Origin of the sequence: Pseudoxanthomonas sp. CCNWLY206-1 (assembly GCF_039710385.1) — a bacterium.
Taxonomy (GTDB): domain Bacteria; phylum Pseudomonadota; class Gammaproteobacteria; order Xanthomonadales; family Xanthomonadaceae; genus Pseudoxanthomonas_A.
The window spans coordinates 139,115-158,615 of the sequence record NZ_JBDKXI010000006.1 but is presented as its reverse complement, the minus strand read 5'-3'; the positions used below and the strand labels follow the sequence as shown (position 1 = coordinate 158,615).

Genomic DNA, 19,501 nt, shown 5'->3' with positions numbered 1-19,501 from the left:
CCCGCTGGGCTTTGGGCTGCAAACCTGGCGGATTAAATGGTTGTTGGTATACTCGGGCGGTTGGGGTGCCGGCAGGCCGCCACCACTCCCACAACGTAAGGTCATTCTTCGCACCATCGCAACATTTGTTTTATCGGCAGCAAACATGCGCACTGCCATGCTGCTCACACCCCACGAAGCACGAGGTGTCTCCATGAGAGCGCTGTTTGTCGGCGGCACGATAGACAACAACGAGATGGACCTGGAAGATGGAGAACCGTCGATCCACTATCCCGAAAACACCGGCGGCGGCCAGCCGCGCTACCGCCTGCATCAGATTGGCAAACGCAAGGACGGCGACATCGCCTATGTCGTCTATGGAGCACCGGATCTTGCTGACGAAGTAGTGGATCAGATCGCCGAAGAGCGCGCGTATGCACGCCGGTTCGATGCGCAGCCGGAGCGGCCGCCGGAAGCCGGATCAGTACCCGCGGATACACCGAAATCGGTAGTCAACCGAAGGCGGGAGTGATCGGACATTCCGAATGCGACGCTATCAGCACTCGTAGAGCGGAGCTTGTGCTTGCGCCCCCCTTGGGGGCTCCGCTGCCTTTTCCCGCCGCCGATACGATCAACAGGCTTCTTCGCAGAAGCGCTTCAGCACCGGCAGCGTCATATCCCAATGAAAATCGATATGTCCACGCACGGCCGTATCAAACAGATTGCCGAGCGCCAGTTCTAGCCGAGTGCCGCTCTCCGCCGGCAGCAAGATAAACCTGATCGACACGTGGTTCTCCGGACTATCGGAAACCACGCGTCGCGAAAGGCTGCTCCAATGGGTGTACTGGATCAGGCGCCCGGGTTCGAAGGCATGCACGACGCCCTTGTTCTCGAAGCGGATCTTCCCGCCATGCAAGGTGCCTTTGAAGACAATCGGCCCGCCGACTTCCCAGTCAGTCGTGACGGTCAGTTCTTCGTTGGAAGTCCACGATGCAATGCACCCGACATCCGTCAACGCATGCCACACCTTTTCTGGTGTGGCATCGATGTGGATTGTCTTGATGAGCTCCTCGGAACAGTCGCTCTTCATATCCATTTCCGCGCACGGTTGAGTCGCCACGGTGCCGTCAACCTTGCAACTCCCTCAACGTCACCGAGGGCGGCGCATCCAGCACACGGCGCGTAGCGAACAAACCGGCCGCCAGCGCCGCCAGCATGCCCAACCCACCGCCGACCGCTGCAAGTTGCCAGTTCGCGTTCCACGGCAAATCGAATACCTGCGTGGCGATGACGCCCGCCAGCACCGAAGCGGCTACCGCCGCGACTAGCCCGGACAGCAGGCCAATCGCGGCGAACTCCGACGCCTGCGCCAAGCGTAACTGGCGGCGGCTACCGCCCAGCACGCGCATCACGCCGCCTTCCAGCAAGCGCTCGTCCTGGCTGGCGCTGATCGCCGCCAACAACACCAACACGCCCGCGGCCAGCGAGAACCAGAACACCACCTGCACCACGGTCGAAACCTGATCGGCGGTGCTGCGCACCTGCTTCAGCACCGCGTCGACGTCGATCACCGACAGGTTGGGGAACTGCCCCACCAACTGCGCGGTGAAACGCGTCTTCTCCGGCGGCACGCTGACCGCGGTGATATAGCTGGCGGCGTAGCCGTCCAGCGCGCCTGGCGACGCAATGACGAAGAAATTGGGCCGGAAGCTTTCCCAGTCCACGCTGCGGAAGCTGGTGATGCGGCCTTCGAATTTCTGGCCAGCGATATCGAAGGCGATGCGGTCGCCCAGCTTCCATCCCAGCGATTCGGCGAAGCCCTCCTCCACCGACAACTCCGGCGAGGCTGGCTTGCGGCCGTTCCAGAATTCGCCCGCGGTCACTTGGTTGTCTTCACGCAATGTGTCCACCACGGACAAGTTGAACTCGCGATCCGCCCTGCGCTGGCTTTTCGGATCCTGGTCGGCATAGTCTTCGCCGCTTGTCGGCTTGCCGTTCCGCTCGACCAATCGCCCGCGGATCATCGGATACAACGTCGGTTCGCCCAATCCCTGCGTCTGCATGTAGGCACGTACCGGCTGCAACTGGTCCTGCTGCACGTTGATGATGAAACGATTCGGCGCGTCCGCGGCCAGCGAAAGCTGCCAGCGGTCGAGCAGATCGGTACGCACGAACGTCAACAGCAGCAGCGCCATCAGGCCCAGGCCCAACGCCGAGATCTGCGCCACGCTGGTACTCGCCCGCCGACTGACGTTGGCCAGGCCGTAGCGCAAGCTGCCGCGCAGGCGCGAACGCAGGCGCCGCACCACCACGATCAGCAGCCAGGCCAATCCCGCCAGCACCGCCAGCGTGATCACGATGCCGGCCAGCATCGCGGTACCCAGCACCGCCGATCCCGCTTTCCACCACAGCAGCGCAGCCAAACCGGCAAACCCGGCCAGCGCCACCAACCATGCGCTGGGTTCGGTAGGGTCAAGATCGCGGCGCAGCACCCGCAACGCGGGCACTCGGCGCAGTGCCAGCACCGGCGGTGCACCGAACGCCAGCAGCACGATCATGCCGACACCGTAGCCCTGCAGCGCGGGAATCCATCCCGCGGGCGGAATCGAGATCCCGAGCGTCTGCTGCAGCCAGCTGCCGATGCCCCATTGCAACGCGAACGCGATGGCGACGCCGATGGTGCAGGCGATCAAACCGAGAAGAATCAGTTCGCCGACATGGATGCCGACCAGCGTCCGCTGGCTGGCGCCGAGGCAACGCATCACCGCGGTACCGGAGAGGTGTCGTTCGCTATGCCGACGGGCTGCCATCGCTACCGCGATCGCAGCCAGCACCACCGACACCAGCGCCGCCAGCCCTAGAAAACGTCCGGCACGGTCGAGTGCGGAGCGTATCTCAGGTCGCGCATCCTGGATGGTCTCCAGGCGCTGGCCGCGCGCCAATGCGGGGCGCACCGTCTCGGTGAACTTTTCCACCGCACCCGCATTACCTGCCACTACCAAGCGATAGCGAATGCGGCTCCCTTCCTGTACCAAACCGGTCGCCGGAAGATCACGAACATTGATGAAAACCTTGGGTGCGACGTTGAAGTAATCCAGCGCCGCATCCGGTTCCTGCACCACCAGTGCGGCCAGGCGCAATTGCGAAGACCCGATGCCGATGCTGTCGCCTACCTGCGCGTCCAGCGTGTCGGCGCCGGCCTGGCTCATCCACAACGTGCCCGGTGCGGGTATGCCGGCGGCATCACGCTCGGGGCCGTTGGGGGCATCGATGACACGGAAGCTGCCCCGCAACGGAAAGCCGTCGCCCAGCGCGCGCAAATCACCGAGCTTCAGCTCTTCGCCGGCACGGATCATGCTTTGGAATTCCTGCGTCTCGGTGCGTTTCAACCCGGGTGCGGCGGCCGCTTCGCGCACCGCGCCGGCAATGGGCGCATCGGCGCGGATCACCACATCGCCACCGAGCAGGCGATTGGCTTCGATCGCCAGCGCGCGCTCGGCGCGATCGGTCACGAAACCCACCGAGGTCACCGCTACCACCGCCAACACCAGCGCGGCAAGCAGAATGCGGATGTCGCCGGCTGCCATGTCGCGGCGCAGCTGCCGCCAAGCCAAGCCCAGCGTCTTCACGACTGCGCACCCGCCGCATCAGACGTAGACACCAGCCGACCGCTGTCCAGCCGCAGGATGCGGCCGCAACGCACCGCCAGATGCTCGTCATGAGTGACCAGCACCAGCGTGGTGCCGGCTTCGGCATTCAACGCGAACAACAACTCGATGATCGCCTGCCCGGTATGCGTGTCCAGATTGCCGGTAGGTTCATCGGCGAACAACAACGACGGCCTCGTCACGAAAGCGCGCGCCAGCGCCACACGCTGCTGTTCGCCGCCGGATAGCTGCCGCGGGTAATGGCCCAGGCGCTGCGCCAATCCCACCTTTTCCAGAATCTGCCGAGCGGGCGTCTCTGCATCGGCGTCGCCGCGCAGTTCCAACGGCAGCATGACATTCTCCAGCGCGGTGAGCGATGGCAGCAGTTGGAAACTTTGGAATACGAAACCCACCTTTTCACCGCGTACGCGCGCGCGGCCATCTTCGTCCAGCGACGACAGCACTTCGCCATCCAGCATCACCTGGCCGGCGCTGGGAGTATCCAATCCCGCCAGCAGCGAAAGCAGTGTGCTCTTTCCGGAACCGGACGCCCCGACGATGGCAACGGTGTCGCCATGAGCGATCTGGAAGCCGACGTCTTCGAGGATGGTCAGCTCGCCGGTCGGTAACGGCACATGCTTGCCCAATCGCGACACCTGCAGGGCGGGGTTCACGATTGGTTTGGGAAGTTCAGCACGTAATCCACTTGAATCGGCCATGATGTTCCTTGAATGTCTGTCTTACTAAATCATCGGGAGAACGGATTAAATGTTCTTTAATAATGTTCGGTATGGGGGCAACCGCGCCCAGCTGCAATGTGCCATTGGTTGGGCCATTGGTTGGTTGCTGCTGCTGGTGGCAGGATTGGCCGCGTTTGCGGCTTTGCCTGTCTCGGCGCAGACCGCGCAGGCCGCGGCACCCGCCAAAGCGCCACGCACCATTCTGGTGATGGGCGACTCGCTTTCGGCGGCCTATGGCTTGGCCGCTACGCAGGGTTGGGTGGCACTGACCGCAGACCGCGTCAGCAAGACCAAGCCCGGCTGGCGGGTCGTCAATGCCAGCGTCAGCGGGGAAACCACCGCGGGTGGGGCCTCGCGCATCGCGGGGGAGCTGCAACGCAATCGGCCTGCCGTGGTGGTGATCGAACTCGGTGCCAATGACGGCTTGCGCGGCCTGCAGTTGCAACAAACCCGCGCCAACCTGGAAAAGATGATCCAGGCCGCGCAAAAGGCCAATGCCAAAGTGTTGCTGGTCGGCATGCGCATTCCGCCTAACTATGGCCCCGACTACACCCGCGGCTTCGAAAACAACTTCACGGCTCTGGCCAAGCAGCACAAAGTGCCGCTGCTGCCGTTCTTGTTGGAACCCATCGCACTGGATCGGAATGCTTTCCAGGCCGACAACCTGCATCCTGTCGCGTCCGCGCAACCCAAGCTGCGCGATCACGTGTGGAAGGCGCTGGAGCCGCTCCTGAAGTAGCTCCCATCCCTCGATAGCCGACCGCGTTCCGTGGCTGCTGCCGACAATTGCGCGACACCGCTGACTCATGGTGAGTCATATCGCGTGGCGGCGAACGGCGGGTGCGCCGACTCAAACTTAAGAGCCTCCCCGACCTCAGCAGTCTCCCGCGGGTAGGCGGCACCGCGCTTTATGTAGAGCGGAGCTTGTGGTGTAGGAATTTTCCTACGCCACGGGGCGGGGTCTCCTTAATGTGATTTTCTTTACAAGGGTCCACTCTGATGTCTCGCCCGACGCGACATTCCGTCTGGCTTGTACTCGGAGAAAACCGGCCATGTCACGCCTTCTGTTCACCATCGTTTCCGCCGCCAATGGCTGGCAGCTCTATGAAGGGGAATATGGCCGCTCCTGGTTCGAGACTCTCGGCGATGCGCGCGAGAATGCCGAGCTGCTGGCCGCCACGCTGCATCATCACCATGGCATTCCAACGGCAGTGGTCATGGAAATGAAGGGTAACGAGGCCGTCTTGTTGGCCAGCCATGGTTGATCGGAAATTTGTTGTGTAGGAGCGGCGGGACGCCGCTCCTACACAAGCAGGCTCTACAAGCACCTCATGCTGCCGGTGTGGCAATCCCCGACAACTGCCGCAATGCCTGTTCGAATAGCTCTACCGGCTGCCCGCCCTGGACCAGATGGCGATCATTGAAGATCACCGACGGCACCGCCTGGATGCCCTGCTGCTGATAGAACGTTTCTTGCGCGCGTACTGCTTCGGCGTATTCGTCCGAGGCGAGAATGGCTTTGGCGCGAGCGCCATCCAATCCGACTTCTTCCGCCACCTTCGCCAGGACCTCCGGTGACGACACGTTTTCGCCTTCGGTGAAGTAAGCACGCAGCAGTGCGTGTTTCAGATCCCGTTGCTGCTGTGCCCCCAATTCACCCGCCCAATGCAGCAGGCGATGCGCATCGAAGGTGTTGTAGATGCGGCGCCGGCGCGCCATGTCGAAAGTGAACCCCAATGCTTCACCGCGGACGCGAATGGCCTCGCCGTTCTGCGCAACCTGCGCCTCGCTGATGCCATATTTCCGGGTGAGGTGCTCGGTCACGTCTTCGCCTTCGGCCGCCATTTGCGGATTGAGTTCGAACGGATGGAAGTGAAGCTCCACCTGCAGCTCATCGCCAACGCGCGCGATCGCCTGCTCCAGCGCGTTCAGTCCGACGGCGCACCAGGGGCAGACCACATCGGAAACGAAATCGATCTTGATGGGTTTTGACATTTCGCGGATTCCGGTGTGGTGGGGTGATGTCTGATAAACACGTCTACGTCGTGGAGCATCCTTGTGGGAGCGACGTAAGTCGCGACCGGAAACCTCAACGTCGCGACTTGCGTCGCTCCCACAAGATGGCTATGCCGACGCTGCCACGGTGACGGGCTGATAATCAAAAATGGGATCTTGTCTCGACAAGAGCTTAGGAACGCCAACTACACCGGCGTGGGATTGCGATACTTGAATCCCGCCTGATGCCAATACGGATACGGTTTCACCGTGGTACTGGCTTCGTCCAGCCTCGCCACTTGCTCGGCACTCAAATTCCAGCCTACCGCGCCCAGGTTCTGCCGCAACTGCTCTTCGTTGCGCGCGCCGATCACGACGGTGGACACCGTGGGACGTTGCAACAGCCAATTCAACGCCACCTGGGGAATGGTCTTGCCGGTCTCCTCGGCAATCTCTTCCAGCACATCGACAACACGGTACAGCAGCTCATCCTGCACCGGCGGGCCCGCTTCGATGCTGGCCTTCGCATGCAGACGGCTGGTTTCAGGCAAGGGCTGTCCGCGGCGGATTTTGCCCGTCAGCCGGCCCCAGCCCAGCGGGCTCCACACTACCGCGCCCACGCCTTGATCGGCAGCCAGTGGCATCAGCTCCCACTCGTAGTCGCGGCCGATCAACGAGTAGTACGTCTGATTGGCGACATAGCGCGACCAGCCGTAGCGATCGGCAGCCGCCAATGATTTCATCAGGTGCCAGCCCGAGAAATTGGACACGCCCAAGTAGCGGAGTTTTCCGGCGCGGACCAGATCGTTGAGCGTGGACAACGTTTCTTCCACAGGGGTACGTGCATCGAAACCGTGCAGCTGGAACAGATCGATATAGTCAGTGCCCAGCCGCTTCAGCGCGGCATCGACGGCAGCTACCAGGTGATAGCGCGATGAGCCGACTTCATTCTCGCCCGGCCCGAAGCGGAAGGTTGCCTTGGTGGAGATGATCAACTGGTCGCGCGGACGGCCCTTGATCGCTTCGCCCAGGATCGATTCGGCTGCGCCCTTGGAATAGACGTCGGCGCTGTCGAACATGGTAAGTCCGGCTTCCAGGCAGATATCGATCAGGCGACGCGCTTCGGCCACGTCTGTCTGGCCCCATGCGCTGAATAGTTCGCCTTGCCCACCGAACGTGCCGGTGCCCAGGCTGAGAGCGGGAACGCGAAAACCGGACGCGCCCAGATAGCGATGTTCCATGATGATGTTCCTATGGGGAAGGAGAACGGTTATTGCACTTCAATGCAAGCTTTCCCTCAACCGTATCGATGGAAAGCTTCGTTGTTTGTTGTGGTGAAGCAAGAGCTCGCGGCGGGGACGCCGCTCCTGCATGGCGCCGACAGGATATGTAGGAGCGGCGTCCCCGCCGCGAGCCCTTTCATTGGAAATCAGGACACTGATAACCCCCGATATCCAGCGAAAATTTCGTTAACCGCAACTGTGGTGCTGGCATTGCGTGCAGTACCCGCACGCGCAAGCGTCAGATAGACCACCTCTCTCAGTTGCTCTTCCGTCACGCCCAGCTCAAGCGCCTGACGTGCGGCGGTTTTCAGGTGCTCCATGTTTCCTTGCGCAAGGAACGCTGAAATGGCGACCAGCTGACGAGTACGCGAGTCCTGCACCGGCCGGCCCCAGACTTGACCCAGTGCGTATCCCGCTGCCGCATCGACAAGCGCCGGGAAGTCTTCGGGCGACGCGTCTGGTCCATGTTGCGAGTAACCGACATCACGGGCGTAGGCCGATACCGGACCGCTCGGCCGGTAAGTAGCTTCTTCGTTGTTTTCAGCCTGGGCGCTGGACGCAATCGCGACCAGCACGGCAGCGACAAGCCAGGTCTTCAGAGGAGGGATTGGATTCATGGCAGTGTCCTTATGGATCGAGAAAACGGGATGATCGGGAACAAGGAGCGGCGTCCGGGCGTGAGCTTTTTACTTCTGTCGCGACGTGAAAGAGCTCGCGGCGGGACGCCGCTCCTACAAGGGCAAAGAAGCGCTCCTTCCAGACAGGCATGGATACAGATAAGTTTCTGAGTCGATCAGTACGGGCTTGCGGTGGGGCGAACGATGATCTCGCTGACGTCCACATCCTCCGGTTGCTCGATGGCGTATGCGATGGCACGGGCAATCGCTTCGGCCGGTATGGCGGTCTTGCGGAATTCGTCCATGTTCCGCTTGGCGGCCGGATCGGTGATGGTGTCGGCCAGTTCCGACGTGGTGACACCGGGGGAGATCACCGTGACGCGGATGTCCGTGCTTTCCTGGCGCAGGCCTTCGGAAATGGCCAGCACCGCGTATTTTGTGGCGCAGTAGACGGCGGCGGTGGGGAAGACCGCGTGGCCACCGATCGACGATACATTGACGAACTGCCCGCTGCCTTGCGCCTTCATCAACGGTAGGCCAGCGGCAATGCCATGCAGCACGCCGCGGATGTTGACGTCGATCATGCGGTTCCATTCGTCGATCTTCAGTGCTTCCAGCGCGGACAGCGGCATAACGCCTGCGTTGTTGACGATGACGTCGACACGGCCGAATTGTTCCTGGGCGAATGCGATGAAATCCTGCACGTCTTCCAGGCGGGTCACGTCGACCGCGCTGTAGCGAGCGGTGCCGCCCTGGGCTTCGATTTCCTCGGCCAGCTTCTGCAGGCGATCGGTACGGCGCGCGCCCAGTACGACGCGGGCGCCGTGTTGCGCCAGCAGGCGGGCGGTGGCTTCGCCGATGCCGCTGCTGGCACCGGTCACGACGACGACTTTTTCTTCGATTCCGGACATGGTGATTCCTCGTGGGGGATAGGTCCGGCGCGGGACAGCGCCGGAGTGATGCCAGTCTGGGCGCCGCCCCCGGGTTGCCGATATCCGGTTCCTCCGCGGTTATTGCCTGATCCTGCACGGGCGCTGGGCCGCCACTTTTTTCGCCGGCTCGCGGGCGTAGACTTCCGGCCATGAACGAACCCCACGCTTCCAGCGGATTACCGGAAAATCCATGACACACGAAGACGAAGCCGTAGCCGTAAAACGGGGCAACCTGGCCGAACTGATTGAACGATTCACCGGCGAAGACGGTATCCACGAAACCTCCGTGGAAGGTCTGCGCTTCGCCCGCTGGGCGACGCCCAGTGGGCCGATGTGCGGTGTACAGGAACCCTCGCTTTGCTTGATCGTGCAAGGTGCCAAACAAGCGATGCTCGGCAATGAGGTGTACGAGTACGACGCGTCGCGCTACCTGGTTGCATCAGTGGATCTTCCCGTCACCGGCCGCGTCACCATGGCCAGCGCGGAATCGCCGTACCTTTGCTTCGTGCTGAGGCTTTCGCCGACCGATATCGCCAGTCTGGTCACGCAGGCGGAAACCGCATCGGCGCCGCTACCGCCACCTTCCCGCGGACTTTCGGTCAGCCAATGCGATCCCGAACTGCTTGATGCCGCCTTGCGCCTTGCGCGCCTGCTGGAGGCACCTCAGGACATTCCGTTGCTGGCACCCTTGGTCATCCGCGAAATCCTCTACCGGTTGTTGCGTAGCGGACAAGGCGGCATGCTGCGCCACATCGCCGTCGCCGATAGCCAGGGTCATCGGGTAGCCAAGGCGATTGGCTGGTTACGGAGCAATTACCACCAGCCGCTGCGGATCGAGCACATCGCCCGCGAAGTGCACATGAGCCCGTCGGCATTGCACCATCATTTCAAGGCCGTGACGGCGATGAGTCCGTTGCAGTACCAGAAGCAATTGCGGTTGCAGGAAGCCCGGCGCCTGATGTTGAGCGAGGTGGTGGACGCGGCTACGGCCGGCCATCGAGTGGGTTACGAAAGCCCTTCTCAGTTCAGTCGCGAGTACAGCCGGATGTTCGGGGCGCCGCCGCTGCGGGATGTGGAACGGTTGCGTTACGCGTAGGTTTTTTAGTCGTGATGGATCGACTCTTTAGCGCGGACTGGAAGAGTTTGAGTATGTTGGCTCTTAGCGCTGGCGCGGTTGGTCTACGGGAATGGATTGGATGATCTACGCGCCTGCCGCGAGGCACTACTTTGCTTCGCACGAGCAAAGAACAAGTGACGCCCGCGGCAGCGCGTAGGTCATCACTGTCGGTGGACTGGCCGCGAAGCGCCAGAGCTCCCCAGAACTTTAGCTACCTGTCACATACGGCACAAAGTGATCACCCAATCTCAACCCGCAATGAACGCTTCCTGACAGCCAGCCGAACCGGCCAGCTCACCCGATTGCCGGTGCACGGGCCGACGCGCAGAATCGGCTGAGGCACTATGCCGCCGGAGAAACATCATGAAAACCTTGTCCCTTTTGTTTGCTGCCGTACTGGGACTAACCCTGGCCGGCAGCGGATACGCCCGCCAGCCGAGCGTGACCGACCCGGGGCTTCCCCGTTCGTTGCCTGGCGATAGCAGCCCGGTCAGCGTCTCGTGGACCGACCCGACGCAGTTCACCGAACTGAAATTCAGCGGCAACCGCTGGGAGGCCCGGCGCGGCACCTGGGTGAGCGACTTGGCCAGGTATCTGCAAAGCCAAGCCGCCAAGAAGCTCGCACCAGGGCAAACGATGCAGGTCACCATCACCGACATCGCCCGCGCTGGCCGCTACGAGCCCACCGCCAACATCCGCATGAACGACATTCGTATCGTCAAGGATATTTATCCGCCACGGATGACACTGAACTTCAAGGTGATGGATTCGAATGGCCAGGTGGTGACCGAGGGTGAGCGCAAATTGGTCGACCATTCCTTCCTGTTGAACGCTGGCATCACCAACACCGATCTGCTGCGTTATGAGAAGCGGATGATCGACGACTGGCTGCGCAGCGAATTCAAGCCAGGCGTCTGAATGTTTTGCTGAGCTGAGCCGGTCGCAATGCGGCCGGCTCTATTTTTGTCCGGGTTGATGCGGATACACCGCAGTCACTGTGCAACGGGTGGCTACTGCGCGTTGCGGATCGAAACTCGGAGCTATGCCGTTGCCTTGCAGATAGGCGCGCTCCAGATCTTCACGTTCGGTTTGAGCGACCACTTGATCGCCAGGGTTGCCGCAGATCAAGCCGATACCCACACCCGAGCGGAAACTGACGGCGGGCGCCGAATTCAAGTCAGGGCAACTTTGCGCAAGCTCCACACGATAGTAGCGGTTGCCGCCAGCGCGCCTGGGTGACATCTCCACCAGCAGGCCTTCGCTGTCTTCCGACCAGGCGCGCATGTATCGCGGATTGAAGCAGTAACTATAGGAGCCGGAAAAACCCTGGCGCCGCTCCGCACGTACCTGCACTGTATCCAGCGTGGCAATGCCGGCCTGGTCCCCCGCACGTGCAAAAGCGGCGTATTCGCGGGCATCGATGGCCTGCAGACCGCTGATGGGGCACAGCTGTTCGCCGGTGCGGACAAACTCGCGCTGGCGCCCACAGACCCAACCTTCTTGCGCCAGCAAAATGGCATTGCCGGGTTCCACTGGGCAATCGCTCGCCATATTCACTCGGAACCGCCGACCGTCATCGGTCAACACCGTCAGTGCCCGTGGATCGATTTGCCGGACCTCCTGCATCCGGCGCGCATCCAGGCAATCAGGAGAGGGCGGTGGGCGACGGGTCTGTGCCGATGCGGGAACTGCGGCCATCACCGTTAGTAAGACAAGGGAAATCGAAATCAGGCGGACGTGCATCGTGCAGAATTCCCGTTGATCCATGTGGGAGCATTTTCGTTTCAAGTCATGACAGATCGAGTTCCACAGGCAGGAGGAGCTTTCAACCGCAAAATTGGTTCGCCAGCTTCGCCCAGCTCCGCTCCCTCTCCCCGCTTTCGATCCGATCCAGCCCTAGCGCTGCACCGGCAGCGTGTACTCGAAATCATAATAATGCTGGCCGGCCTCGATGCGGATGCCGAGCCTGCCTGCGATGCCAGCCAATTCGCCGCTGCCGGAGTCCGGCACCACTTCGATCAGTAGATCCTGCGCGTCCTGGGTCATGACGCCTTTGTGCACCAGCACGAAGCTACCGCTCAGGCCGTTCAATGCCCCGGTGACGCGCTCGATGGCCACGTAGGCGGCGGAGGTGGGAATGCCGGTGCGAGCGGCGAGCATCTCGCCCTTGCCCTTGGCTTGCAGATCCCCCTGGAAGTGCTTGTCCAGGGACATCCGGCGCAGCACAGCGCCTTCGCCCTGGTCGCTTTCGCCCTGTGGCTCCATCATCACTTCGAAAGTCCCGCTGGCACGTTGGGGAATCATGGCGATCTCTCTGAAGACACGGCATGGCCGTTGGTTGCATGCGGACCAGGACGGGGACTTGCTTAGGGCATCCGACGGCACTATGTAGCGGTAACGGCGGCGCGAACCTCGCGTCCAGTGATGGGTACCCGCCGACTGCACCTTACCGTCCGAATATGGAGTCCGCCATGAGCGCTTTCGACCTGACCCCGCCTACCGACACGCAACGCCAGGCGCTGACCTCCGAATTGAACGAAGAAGAGCGCCGGGTATTGTTGCAACATGGTACCGAGGCGCCTTTCTGCGGTGTGTTCCTGGATAACAAGTTAGAGGGTGTCTACACCTGCCGCTTCTGTGGATTGCCGCTATTCCGCTCCAGTGCCAAGTTCGATTCCGGTACCGGTTGGCCGAGCTTCTTCGCCCCTTACGACCCGGACCATGTGCGTGAAATCCGCGACACCAGCCACGGCATGATTCGCACCGAAATCGTGTGCGCGCGTTGCGGCAGCCATCTGGGCCATGTGTTTCCCGACGGTCCGCCGCCGACAGGAGAACGTCATTGCTTGAACTCGGTCTCGCTGGATTTCACCGAACGCGGCGAGCCGCTTCCAGACCGGCTACATCGTGGAGGTGCCGAAGCAGGGGCCGCGGATTAGCTGCGCAAGATTCGTAGGAGCGCCGTCCCGGCGCGAGCTCTTTCTGTCGATCGCGATTCTTCAACCCAGAAAACGAAAAAGCTCGCGCCGAGACGGCGCTCCTACGTAGGACGGGTCGAGCGCAACATGGGGCGAGCGCAACGACGCCTCCTACGAATCAACGCGCTCTGCCGCGGCGGAACAGGTTGACGATGGCCAGCAGGATGATGGCGCCGATCAGCGATACCACCACGCTCATGATGCTGAAACCCTCGTTGATGGATCCGGATCCCAATAACGGACCGATGAGCCATCCGCCTATCAGCGCGCCGACGATGCCGACTACCACGTTCAAGAACAGGCCTTGTTGAGCATCGGTCTTCATGATGAGGCTGGCCAGCCAGCCGACGATGCCACCTACGATCAACCAAACGATAATACCCACGGTTCCCTCCTGCTATGCAGCATATGTCAGGTGTCGTTACGTTATCCGGGGTAGTGTCGATACGGCGTACGGATCACGTGAGGGCAAAGTGAAGCGCTTCGTAGGATGGGTCGAGCGAAGCGACACCCATCCTACGAATCAACACGGCATCAACGCGGCGGCTTCGGCGCGGTTTCGTCCGTCGAGGTTTTCGATGCGGGATCCTGTGCGGGGTCACCGTCTTTGTTGATCAGCTGCCACTTCCCCCAACGGTCGGAAACGCCATGTCCAGCCGTGCGCCCTGCACCTTGGTCGCCGGAATAACGATAGAGCGGATGGCCGTTGTAGGTCACGTGGCGAGCACCTTGCCCGGTTGGCGAAACGCCGAGCTTTTCTCCCGGCAGGCCCTGGCCTGCGGCGGGCTGCTGGCCTGTGGCCAGCATCGGCGGCCAGACCTCCTGGCACGCGGGATCGCATTTGCTTCCGTCATAGTTGCCTTCCAGGAAATACAACGCGTTGTCCGCACCGTCGATCAGATAATTGCCATCGGCATTCAATTTCACCATGGCGGATTCGGACGGCGCCGTTTCCAGACCGGTGCCTTCCGCGGCATCGGTGCGTGGCGGCGCGTCCTGCACCGCGGCGGTGCCCGATCCACCAGGCGCTCTCGGCTCAGGTGGTGGCTCCTGGCGACAGGCACTGGCCGCGCCGCTCAGGAGAATGAGCAATATGATGCGAGTGGCAGTGGACATGATGATTTCTCCGACTGGCGAAGCACGATGCTTCGGGTGGCTATGGAATGTTTTCAGGCCGGCCATATCCGGCTAATGTGGGCCGCGCTCCTCGTGCTTGCCTACTCGGCGATCCCTCAGCCAGGCGCTGATCACGATGCCAAGGCCCAGGCCGACCGCCAGCAGGAACAACAGCAGGGCGATGGTGGGATAACCCCACAGCCGGCTTTGCGTTTCGATGCGCATCATCTGCGCCGAGGCCAGGATCAACGCCGCAGTGACCACGCCGGCGGAAATCCGGTTGGCGATCTTCTGCAGGTTTTCCATCAGATGGGATTCCTCCAGTCCCATCATGCGGACTTGCAAGCGATTGGAGGCGATCAGCGACAGGATGTCGGTCAGCTTGCGCGGGCCTTCACGCATCAGCATCTGCAATTCCATCAGCTCACTGGCGACATTGGCGGATGACAGCGATTTGCGCAGCCGGGCCCGCATGACATGTTGCAGGTGTTCTTCAAGAAGAGGCTTGACGGCCAATCCCGGCGATAGCGAACGCGACACCGCATCCAGGTTCAGCAGCGTCTTGCCCAACAGGCTGAGTTCCGGCGGCGTGCGCAAGCCGCAGGCGGTCGCGATCCGGACCAGTTCCGTCACCACGGTACCTTCGGAAATGGAAGCCGCGTGGGCGGCGTAGCGGCTGATCAGCTGTCCGATTTCCCGCAGGAAGCGTTGTTCGTCGTAGTCATCCAGGCGTGTGCTCAAACCGATGGCTTCTTCGGCCACTTGTTCGCCGCGCCCGTCCACCGCGGCGAACAGCAGCTTGAGCAAGCGGTCGCGCTGTCGCGGCGGCACATGCGCGATCATCCCCAGGTCGAAGATCGCCAGCCGGTCATCGTGGGTGACACGAAGATTGCCCGGGTGAGGGTCGGCATGGATCTCACCATGCACGAACACCTGGTCCAGATAACCGCATATCAATGCGGCCGCCAGTGGCTCCATCGATTCTTCAGTACGCCGCACGCCGGATATCTGATTGACTTTGGTACCGACCACCAGATCCATGGTCAGCACGCGACGACTGGTCAGGTCCCAGATCGGCTGGGGCACCCACAGCTCGGGAAATGGCGCCAGATGATGACCGAATCTTTCCAGATTCTCCGCTTCGGCGATGTAATCCAGTTCCGCCATCATGATCTTGCTGAATTCCGTCAACCAATCGGCGAAAAGCACATGGCGCCCGACCTTGGTGAGGCGATCGGCGGCGTTGGCGATACCGCGTAGCACTTCCAGGTCCGATATCAGTTGTCGGCGGATATCCGGCTTTTGTACTTTGACCGCAACCTCGGTGCCGTCATGCAACGTCGCGCGATGCACCTGCGCGAGCGAGGCGGAGCCCAGCGGCGTGGTGTCGAATTCGACGAACGCCTTGCTCAAGCGGACGCCCAGATCGCTCTCCACGACTTCCCTGACCCGCTCGTAGTCGATCGGAGCCGCATGCTCCTGCATGCGTTCCAATGCGCTTGCGTAGGCAGGAGGCACGATGTCCGGGCGCGTGGATAGCAACTGCCCAAGCTTGACGAACGTGGGACCCAGCGCTTCGAGATCGCGCGCGAATTGATCGGGGCTGCCTTCGCCGATGTCTTCGCTGACCACGGCCGGATCCAGCGTCAGGCCGGCGAAAACCCCGGAGTTCCGATAGCGGAATAGAAAGCGGAGGATGTTGGCCCTCCGGCTCAATCCCTGCGTGGCGGAGTTGGCCCGGCGATCTTCGTCCGCTCTATCCATAATCGAGAGTTCCGACGGTAAGTCTGGATTCTCGGCATGAAAGAGTGAGAACTCGGTGAAACGTTTGTTTACATCCAGGCAGATGCATTCAGACGCAACGAAAAAGCAACCCGTCCACAGCGTGATGCGTTTCGAAATTCCGGCTACTTGAAATCCCGGCTGCGCGAGTCCAGCCCGCCCAACCAAGGCGTCAGATCCTGCAGTCGCTGCGCGATCAGATGACGAACACCGTCCACGGCTTCCAGTCGCCCCCGGACTTCCATCAACTGCGATTCGACCAGCACCCGGCGCTGGCGCTCGGCCAAGTGATGCCACACCACCACGTTGACCATGCCGTGCTCGTCTTCCAGCGTGACGAAGGTGATGCCGCTTGCGGTTTGCGGCCGCTGGCGACCGGTGACGATACCGGCCACCGCGACCTGCGTCCCATGCGCTATCTGCGTCAGTTCGCGCGAATCGCGCAGCCGCCGCGCGCGCAGGCGGCTACGCAGCAGCGACATCGGGTGCCGTCCCAACGTGGTGCCGATCGTCGCGTAATCGGTCAACAGGTCTTCGCCCACGGAAGGCAGCGGCAGACGCACCTGGACTTCCGAAGTGCCGGCCAGGCCGTCGAACAAAGGCCGCCGCGCTTCCACGCCAGCCACTTCCCAGCGGGCGCGATGCCGGTGCCCGGCCAATCCTTTCAATGCACCGGCATCGGCCAGAAGATTGCGGTCGCGGGCGTCCAGATCGGCCCGCTGGCAGAGATCGGTGACGTCGGAGAATGCGCGCTGTGTCCGCGCCTGTTCGATACGTTGTGCCGCTGCTTCGTCGAATCCACGCACCATGCGAAGTCCCAGGCGGAGCGCGAGCTTCTCGCTCCGGCCGTCTTCTTCCAGTGTGCAGTTCCAGTCGCTATAACGCACATCCACCGGCCGCACCGGGACACCATGCCGGCGTGCGTCCTGCAGCAGCTGGTCCGGGCTGTAGAAACCCATCGGCTGGCTGTTGATGAGGGCGCAGGCGAAGGCCGCCGGTTCGTGCCGCTTGAGCCAACAACTGGCATAGGTGATCAGCGCAAAACTGGCGGCGTGGCTTTCCGGGAAGCCGTAGTCGCCGAAGCCTTTGATCTGTTCGAAGATGCGCTCGGCGAACTCAAGCTCGTAGCCGTTGCCCAACATGCCGTCGATGAGTTTGCTGCGGTGGTGTTCCAGCCCACCATGGCGCTTCCATGCCGCCATCGAGCGGCGCAACTGGTCGGCCTCGCCCGGTTTATAACCGCCAGCAACGATGGCCAGTTCCATGACTTGCTCCTGGAACAGCGGCACGCCCAACGTGCGTCCGAGCACCTTGCGTAGTTCCTCTTTTGGATAAGTCACTGGCTCCACTCCATCGCGCCGGCGCAGATACGGATGCACCATGTCGCCCTGGATGGGACCGGGCCGCACGATGGCGACTTCGATGACCAGGTCGTAGAAATTCTTTGGCTTCAAGCGCGGCAGCATCGCCATCTGCGCACGCGATTCGATCTGGAACACGCCGATGGTGTCGGCAGCCTGGATCATCTTGTACGTTTCCAGGTCCTCCGCAGGAATGGTGGCCAGCGTCAGTTCGCGGCCCCGGTGCCGCTTGATCAATTCCAACGTTTTGCTCACCGCCGTGAGCATGCCCAGCGCCAGCACATCGACCTTGATCAGGCCCAGCATTTCCAGATCGTCCTTATCCCACTGGATTACCGTGCGGTTATCCATGGCAGCGTTCTCCACCGGCACCAGCGTATGCAGCGGATGCTCGGAAATGACGAACCCACCAGGATGTTGGGACAAATAATGCGGGAAGCCGATCAGTTCGCTGGCCAGGATCAGTATCTTGCGCAGCAAAGGACTCTCGGGATCGAAGCCCGCTTCGCGCAGGCGCTCGGGCGCTGGAATGCTGTCGCTCCAATGGCCAACCGTGCCGGTCAGCTGCTTCACCGCATCCATCGGCAGCCCCAGCGCGCGTGCGACATCACGCAGTGCGCCGCGTCCGCCGTAAGTAGTGGCGACCGCCGCCAACGCCGCGCGGTCACGCCCGTAGTGATCGAACACGTATTGCAGGACTTCTTCGCGGCGCTCGTGTTCGAAATCCACATCAATGTCCGGCGGCTCCTTGCGCTCCACCGACAGGAATCGCTCGAACAACAGATTCATGCGGGCCGGATCAATCTCGGTGATGCCCAACGCGTAGCACACCGCCGAGTTGGCCGCCGAGCCGCGCCCTTGGCACAGGATGCCCTGGCCACGCGCGAACCGGACCACGTCGTGCACGGTGAGGAAGAAAGATTCGTAGTTGAGTTCCGCGATGATGCCCAGTTCTTTTTCGATCAGTACCTGTGCCTTGCTGATCAATTCCCGGCGAATCTCGGGGGGCTCATCGGGCCAGCGCGCATGGATGCCCTGCCTGGCCAGTTCGCGCAGCCAGGATGCCGGCGTATGTCCCGGCGCCACCAGTTCGCGTGGGTATTCGTACTTGATGTCTTCCTTCAGGTCGAACGTGCAGCGCTTTGTGATGCGCAGCGATTCCTTTAGTAGTTCCGGCGGATAGAGCTTGGCCAACGCCTGCCGCGTACGCAGGTGGCGCTCGCCGTTGGGAAACAGTCGATGGCCGCATTCGGCCACCGTGGTGCGATGACGGATGGCGGTCATCACGTCCTGCAAGGCGCGTCGACCGCGTGCATGCATGTGCACATCACCGCTGGCGACGGCGGGGATTTCCAGCTGCGCAGCAAGCGACTGCAATTGCGTGGAGCGCGCCGCATCATCCGCACCCAGGTGCAGTTCTATCGCCAGCCACAGGCGCTGCGGAAAAACCGTCTTCAACCATTCACCGTGCTTGCTGTCCGGTACAGGTCCGGGTATCCACAGGCACAGCAGGCCGGTCTGCACATCATCGAAGTCCTCGCGCAGCAGACGGTATTCACCCTTCTTGGCGCGACGGCGCGCACGCGTGATGATCTGGCACAGCGCTTGATACCCGGTGCGGTTTTCCACCAGCAGCACGACCTTGGGACCGTCTTCGACCTGCATTTCGCTGCCGACGATCAGCGTCAGTCCGGTCTCCTGGCTTGCCTGCCAAGCACGCACGATGCCGGCCAGCGTGCATTCGTCGGTGATCGCCAACGCTTTATAGCCATGGCGCTTGGCGCGTTCGAACAACTCCTGCGCACTGGAAGCTCCGCGCTGGAAGCTGAAGTTCGACAGGCAGTGCAGTTCGGCGTAGTCGGGATTCATGCTGCGCAAGGCCGCCTCCTCCCCGGTTTACGTGCCCCGTGCGAGTAGAGCGGAGCTTGCTCCGCTGCTTGTGCTTTGCGTGCAC

Annotated in this window: 18 protein-coding genes and 1 pseudogene; 6 read left to right on the top strand and 13 right to left on the bottom strand. The window is 61.9% G+C overall.

The annotated features are described in order from the left end of the window. The first annotated feature begins 193 nt into the window (after positions 1 to 193). Complete coding sequence (locus AADW18_RS14655; protein ID WP_337344286.1) at positions 194 to 511, top strand: hypothetical protein; 318 nt, start codon at positions 194 to 196, stop codon at positions 509 to 511. A gap of 99 nt (positions 512 to 610) precedes the next feature. Here AADW18_RS14655 and AADW18_RS14650 read toward each other — a convergent pair whose 3' ends face one another. The 3 genes from AADW18_RS14650 to AADW18_RS14640 are packed head-to-tail and all read right to left on the bottom strand — an operon-like array spanning position 611 to position 4,345. Next, on the bottom strand, positions 611 to 1,069 hold the full coding sequence (locus AADW18_RS14650; RefSeq protein WP_337344131.1) for an SRPBCC domain-containing protein: 459 nt from the start codon (positions 1,067 to 1,069) through the stop codon (positions 611 to 613). A 37-nt stretch (positions 1,070 to 1,106) separates the two neighbouring features. Next, entirely contained in the window at positions 1,107 to 3,608 is a 2,502-nt protein-coding gene (locus AADW18_RS14645) for an FtsX-like permease family protein (protein WP_337344130.1), read from the bottom strand. Continuing rightward, on the bottom strand, positions 3,605 to 4,345 hold the full coding sequence (locus AADW18_RS14640; RefSeq protein WP_337344129.1) for an ABC transporter ATP-binding protein: 741 nt from the start codon (positions 4,343 to 4,345) through the stop codon (positions 3,605 to 3,607). The genes AADW18_RS14645 and AADW18_RS14640 overlap by 4 nt, the downstream gene beginning before the upstream one ends. A 49-nt stretch (positions 4,346 to 4,394) precedes the next feature. On the opposite strand from AADW18_RS14640, the gene AADW18_RS14635 reads away from it, so the two are divergent. Further along, positions 4,395 to 5,105: an arylesterase gene (locus tag AADW18_RS14635; protein WP_337344128.1), complete on the top strand. Its 711-nt coding sequence runs from the start codon at positions 4,395 to 4,397 to the stop codon at positions 5,103 to 5,105. Between the two features lie 313 nt (positions 5,106 to 5,418). After that, the gene (locus tag AADW18_RS14630) at positions 5,419 to 5,631 is read left to right on the top strand and encodes a hypothetical protein (RefSeq protein ID WP_337344127.1); all 213 of its coding nucleotides are present in this window, start codon (positions 5,419 to 5,421) and stop codon (positions 5,629 to 5,631) included. A 64-nt stretch (positions 5,632 to 5,695) separates the two neighbouring features. Here the strand turns inward: AADW18_RS14630 and AADW18_RS14625 are convergent, their stop codons facing one another. The 4 genes from AADW18_RS14625 to AADW18_RS14610 form a co-directional block, all read right to left on the bottom strand. Then, positions 5,696 to 6,361: a DsbA family oxidoreductase gene (locus AADW18_RS14625; protein ID WP_337344126.1), complete on the bottom strand. Its 666-nt coding sequence runs from the start codon at positions 6,359 to 6,361 to the stop codon at positions 5,696 to 5,698. 206 nt (positions 6,362 to 6,567) lie between these two features. Then, on the bottom strand, positions 6,568 to 7,602 hold the full coding sequence (locus AADW18_RS14620; RefSeq protein WP_337344125.1) for an aldo/keto reductase: 1,035 nt from the start codon (positions 7,600 to 7,602) through the stop codon (positions 6,568 to 6,570). A 188-nt stretch (positions 7,603 to 7,790) separates the two neighbouring features. Next, entirely contained in the window at positions 7,791 to 8,261 is a 471-nt protein-coding gene (locus AADW18_RS14615; protein ID WP_337344124.1) for a carboxymuconolactone decarboxylase family protein, read from the bottom strand. Positions 8,262 to 8,437: 176 nt separating this feature from the next. Further along, entirely contained in the window at positions 8,438 to 9,172 is a 735-nt protein-coding gene (locus AADW18_RS14610; protein WP_337344123.1) for an SDR family oxidoreductase, read from the bottom strand. A 211-nt stretch (positions 9,173 to 9,383) separates the two neighbouring features. On the opposite strand from AADW18_RS14610, the gene AADW18_RS14605 reads away from it, so the two are divergent. Both AADW18_RS14605 and AADW18_RS14600 read left to right on the top strand, forming a co-directional pair. After that, positions 9,384 to 10,289: an AraC family transcriptional regulator gene (locus AADW18_RS14605; protein WP_337344122.1), complete on the top strand. Its 906-nt coding sequence runs from the start codon at positions 9,384 to 9,386 to the stop codon at positions 10,287 to 10,289. 384 nt (positions 10,290 to 10,673) lie between these two features. Next, the gene (locus AADW18_RS14600) at positions 10,674 to 11,228 is read left to right on the top strand and encodes a DUF3016 domain-containing protein (RefSeq protein ID WP_337344121.1); all 555 of its coding nucleotides are present in this window, start codon (positions 10,674 to 10,676) and stop codon (positions 11,226 to 11,228) included. A 39-nt stretch (positions 11,229 to 11,267) separates the two neighbouring features. On the opposite strand, the gene AADW18_RS14595 is transcribed toward AADW18_RS14600, so the two are convergent. Continuing rightward, positions 11,268 to 12,053, bottom strand: a complete 786-nt coding sequence (locus tag AADW18_RS14595) for a hypothetical protein (RefSeq protein WP_337344120.1) — start codon at positions 12,051 to 12,053, stop codon at positions 11,268 to 11,270. A 153-nt stretch (positions 12,054 to 12,206) separates the two neighbouring features. Further along, positions 12,207 to 12,614, bottom strand: a complete 408-nt coding sequence (locus AADW18_RS14590; RefSeq protein WP_337344119.1) for a DUF3224 domain-containing protein — start codon at positions 12,612 to 12,614, stop codon at positions 12,207 to 12,209. A gap of 167 nt (positions 12,615 to 12,781) precedes the next feature. Between AADW18_RS14590 and msrB the strand changes: the two genes are divergently transcribed. Continuing rightward, entirely contained in the window at positions 12,782 to 13,249 is a 468-nt protein-coding gene (gene msrB / locus AADW18_RS14585) for a peptide-methionine (R)-S-oxide reductase MsrB (protein ID WP_337344118.1), read from the top strand. A 157-nt stretch (positions 13,250 to 13,406) separates the two neighbouring features. Here msrB and AADW18_RS14580 read toward each other — a convergent pair whose 3' ends face one another. The 4 genes and pseudogenes from AADW18_RS14580 to AADW18_RS14565 all read right to left on the bottom strand — a co-directional run bounded on the left by AADW18_RS14580 (position 13,407) and on the right by AADW18_RS14565 (position 19,425). Continuing rightward, positions 13,407 to 13,673 carry a GlsB/YeaQ/YmgE family stress response membrane protein gene (locus AADW18_RS14580; protein ID WP_337344117.1) on the bottom strand — a complete coding sequence of 89 codons (267 nt, stop codon included), beginning with the start codon at positions 13,671 to 13,673 and terminating at the stop codon, positions 13,407 to 13,409. A 149-nt stretch (positions 13,674 to 13,822) separates the two neighbouring features. Further along, positions 13,823 to 14,404: a hypothetical protein gene (locus tag AADW18_RS14575; protein ID WP_337344116.1), complete on the bottom strand. Its 582-nt coding sequence runs from the start codon at positions 14,402 to 14,404 to the stop codon at positions 13,823 to 13,825. A gap of 72 nt (positions 14,405 to 14,476) precedes the next feature. Then, positions 14,477 to 16,123 (bottom strand): annotated as a pseudogene (locus tag AADW18_RS14570) (AarF/UbiB family protein); the annotation flags it as partial. Between the two features lie 188 nt (positions 16,124 to 16,311). Further along, positions 16,312 to 19,425 (bottom strand): error-prone DNA polymerase, encoded by a 3,114-nt coding sequence (locus AADW18_RS14565; RefSeq protein ID WP_337344115.1) that lies wholly within the window; start codon positions 19,423 to 19,425, stop codon positions 16,312 to 16,314. Positions 19,426 to 19,501 lie beyond the last annotated feature (76 nt).

Bases quoted from the DNA above. Each gene is read 5' to 3' on its own strand.
- AADW18_RS14655 (WP_337344286.1), top strand. From the start codon at position 194: ATGAGAGCGCTGTTTGTCGGCGGCACGATAGACAACAACGAGATGGAC.
- AADW18_RS14650 (WP_337344131.1), bottom strand. From the start codon at position 1,069: ATGAAGAGCGACTGTTCCGAGGAGCTCATCAAGACAATCCACATCGAT.
- AADW18_RS14640 (WP_337344129.1), bottom strand. From the start codon at position 4,345: ATGGCCGATTCAAGTGGATTACGTGCTGAACTTCCCAAACCAATCGTG.
- AADW18_RS14635 (WP_337344128.1), top strand. From the start codon at position 4,395: ATGTTCTTTAATAATGTTCGGTATGGGGGCAACCGCGCCCAGCTGCAA.
- AADW18_RS14630 (WP_337344127.1), top strand. From the start codon at position 5,419: ATGTCACGCCTTCTGTTCACCATCGTTTCCGCCGCCAATGGCTGGCAG.
- AADW18_RS14625 (WP_337344126.1), bottom strand. From the start codon at position 6,361: ATGTCAAAACCCATCAAGATCGATTTCGTTTCCGATGTGGTCTGCCCC.
- AADW18_RS14620 (WP_337344125.1), bottom strand. From the start codon at position 7,602: ATGGAACATCGCTATCTGGGCGCGTCCGGTTTTCGCGTTCCCGCTCTC.
- AADW18_RS14615 (WP_337344124.1), bottom strand. From the start codon at position 8,261: ATGAATCCAATCCCTCCTCTGAAGACCTGGCTTGTCGCTGCCGTGCTG.
- AADW18_RS14610 (WP_337344123.1), bottom strand. From the start codon at position 9,172: ATGTCCGGAATCGAAGAAAAAGTCGTCGTCGTGACCGGTGCCAGCAGC.
- AADW18_RS14605 (WP_337344122.1), top strand. From the start codon at position 9,384: ATGACACACGAAGACGAAGCCGTAGCCGTAAAACGGGGCAACCTGGCC.
- AADW18_RS14600 (WP_337344121.1), top strand. From the start codon at position 10,674: ATGAAAACCTTGTCCCTTTTGTTTGCTGCCGTACTGGGACTAACCCTG.
- AADW18_RS14595 (WP_337344120.1), bottom strand. From the start codon at position 12,053: ATGCACGTCCGCCTGATTTCGATTTCCCTTGTCTTACTAACGGTGATG.
- AADW18_RS14590 (WP_337344119.1), bottom strand. From the start codon at position 12,614: ATGATTCCCCAACGTGCCAGCGGGACTTTCGAAGTGATGATGGAGCCA.
- msrB (WP_337344118.1), top strand. From the start codon at position 12,782: ATGAGCGCTTTCGACCTGACCCCGCCTACCGACACGCAACGCCAGGCG.
- AADW18_RS14575 (WP_337344116.1), bottom strand. From the start codon at position 14,404: ATGTCCACTGCCACTCGCATCATATTGCTCATTCTCCTGAGCGGCGCG.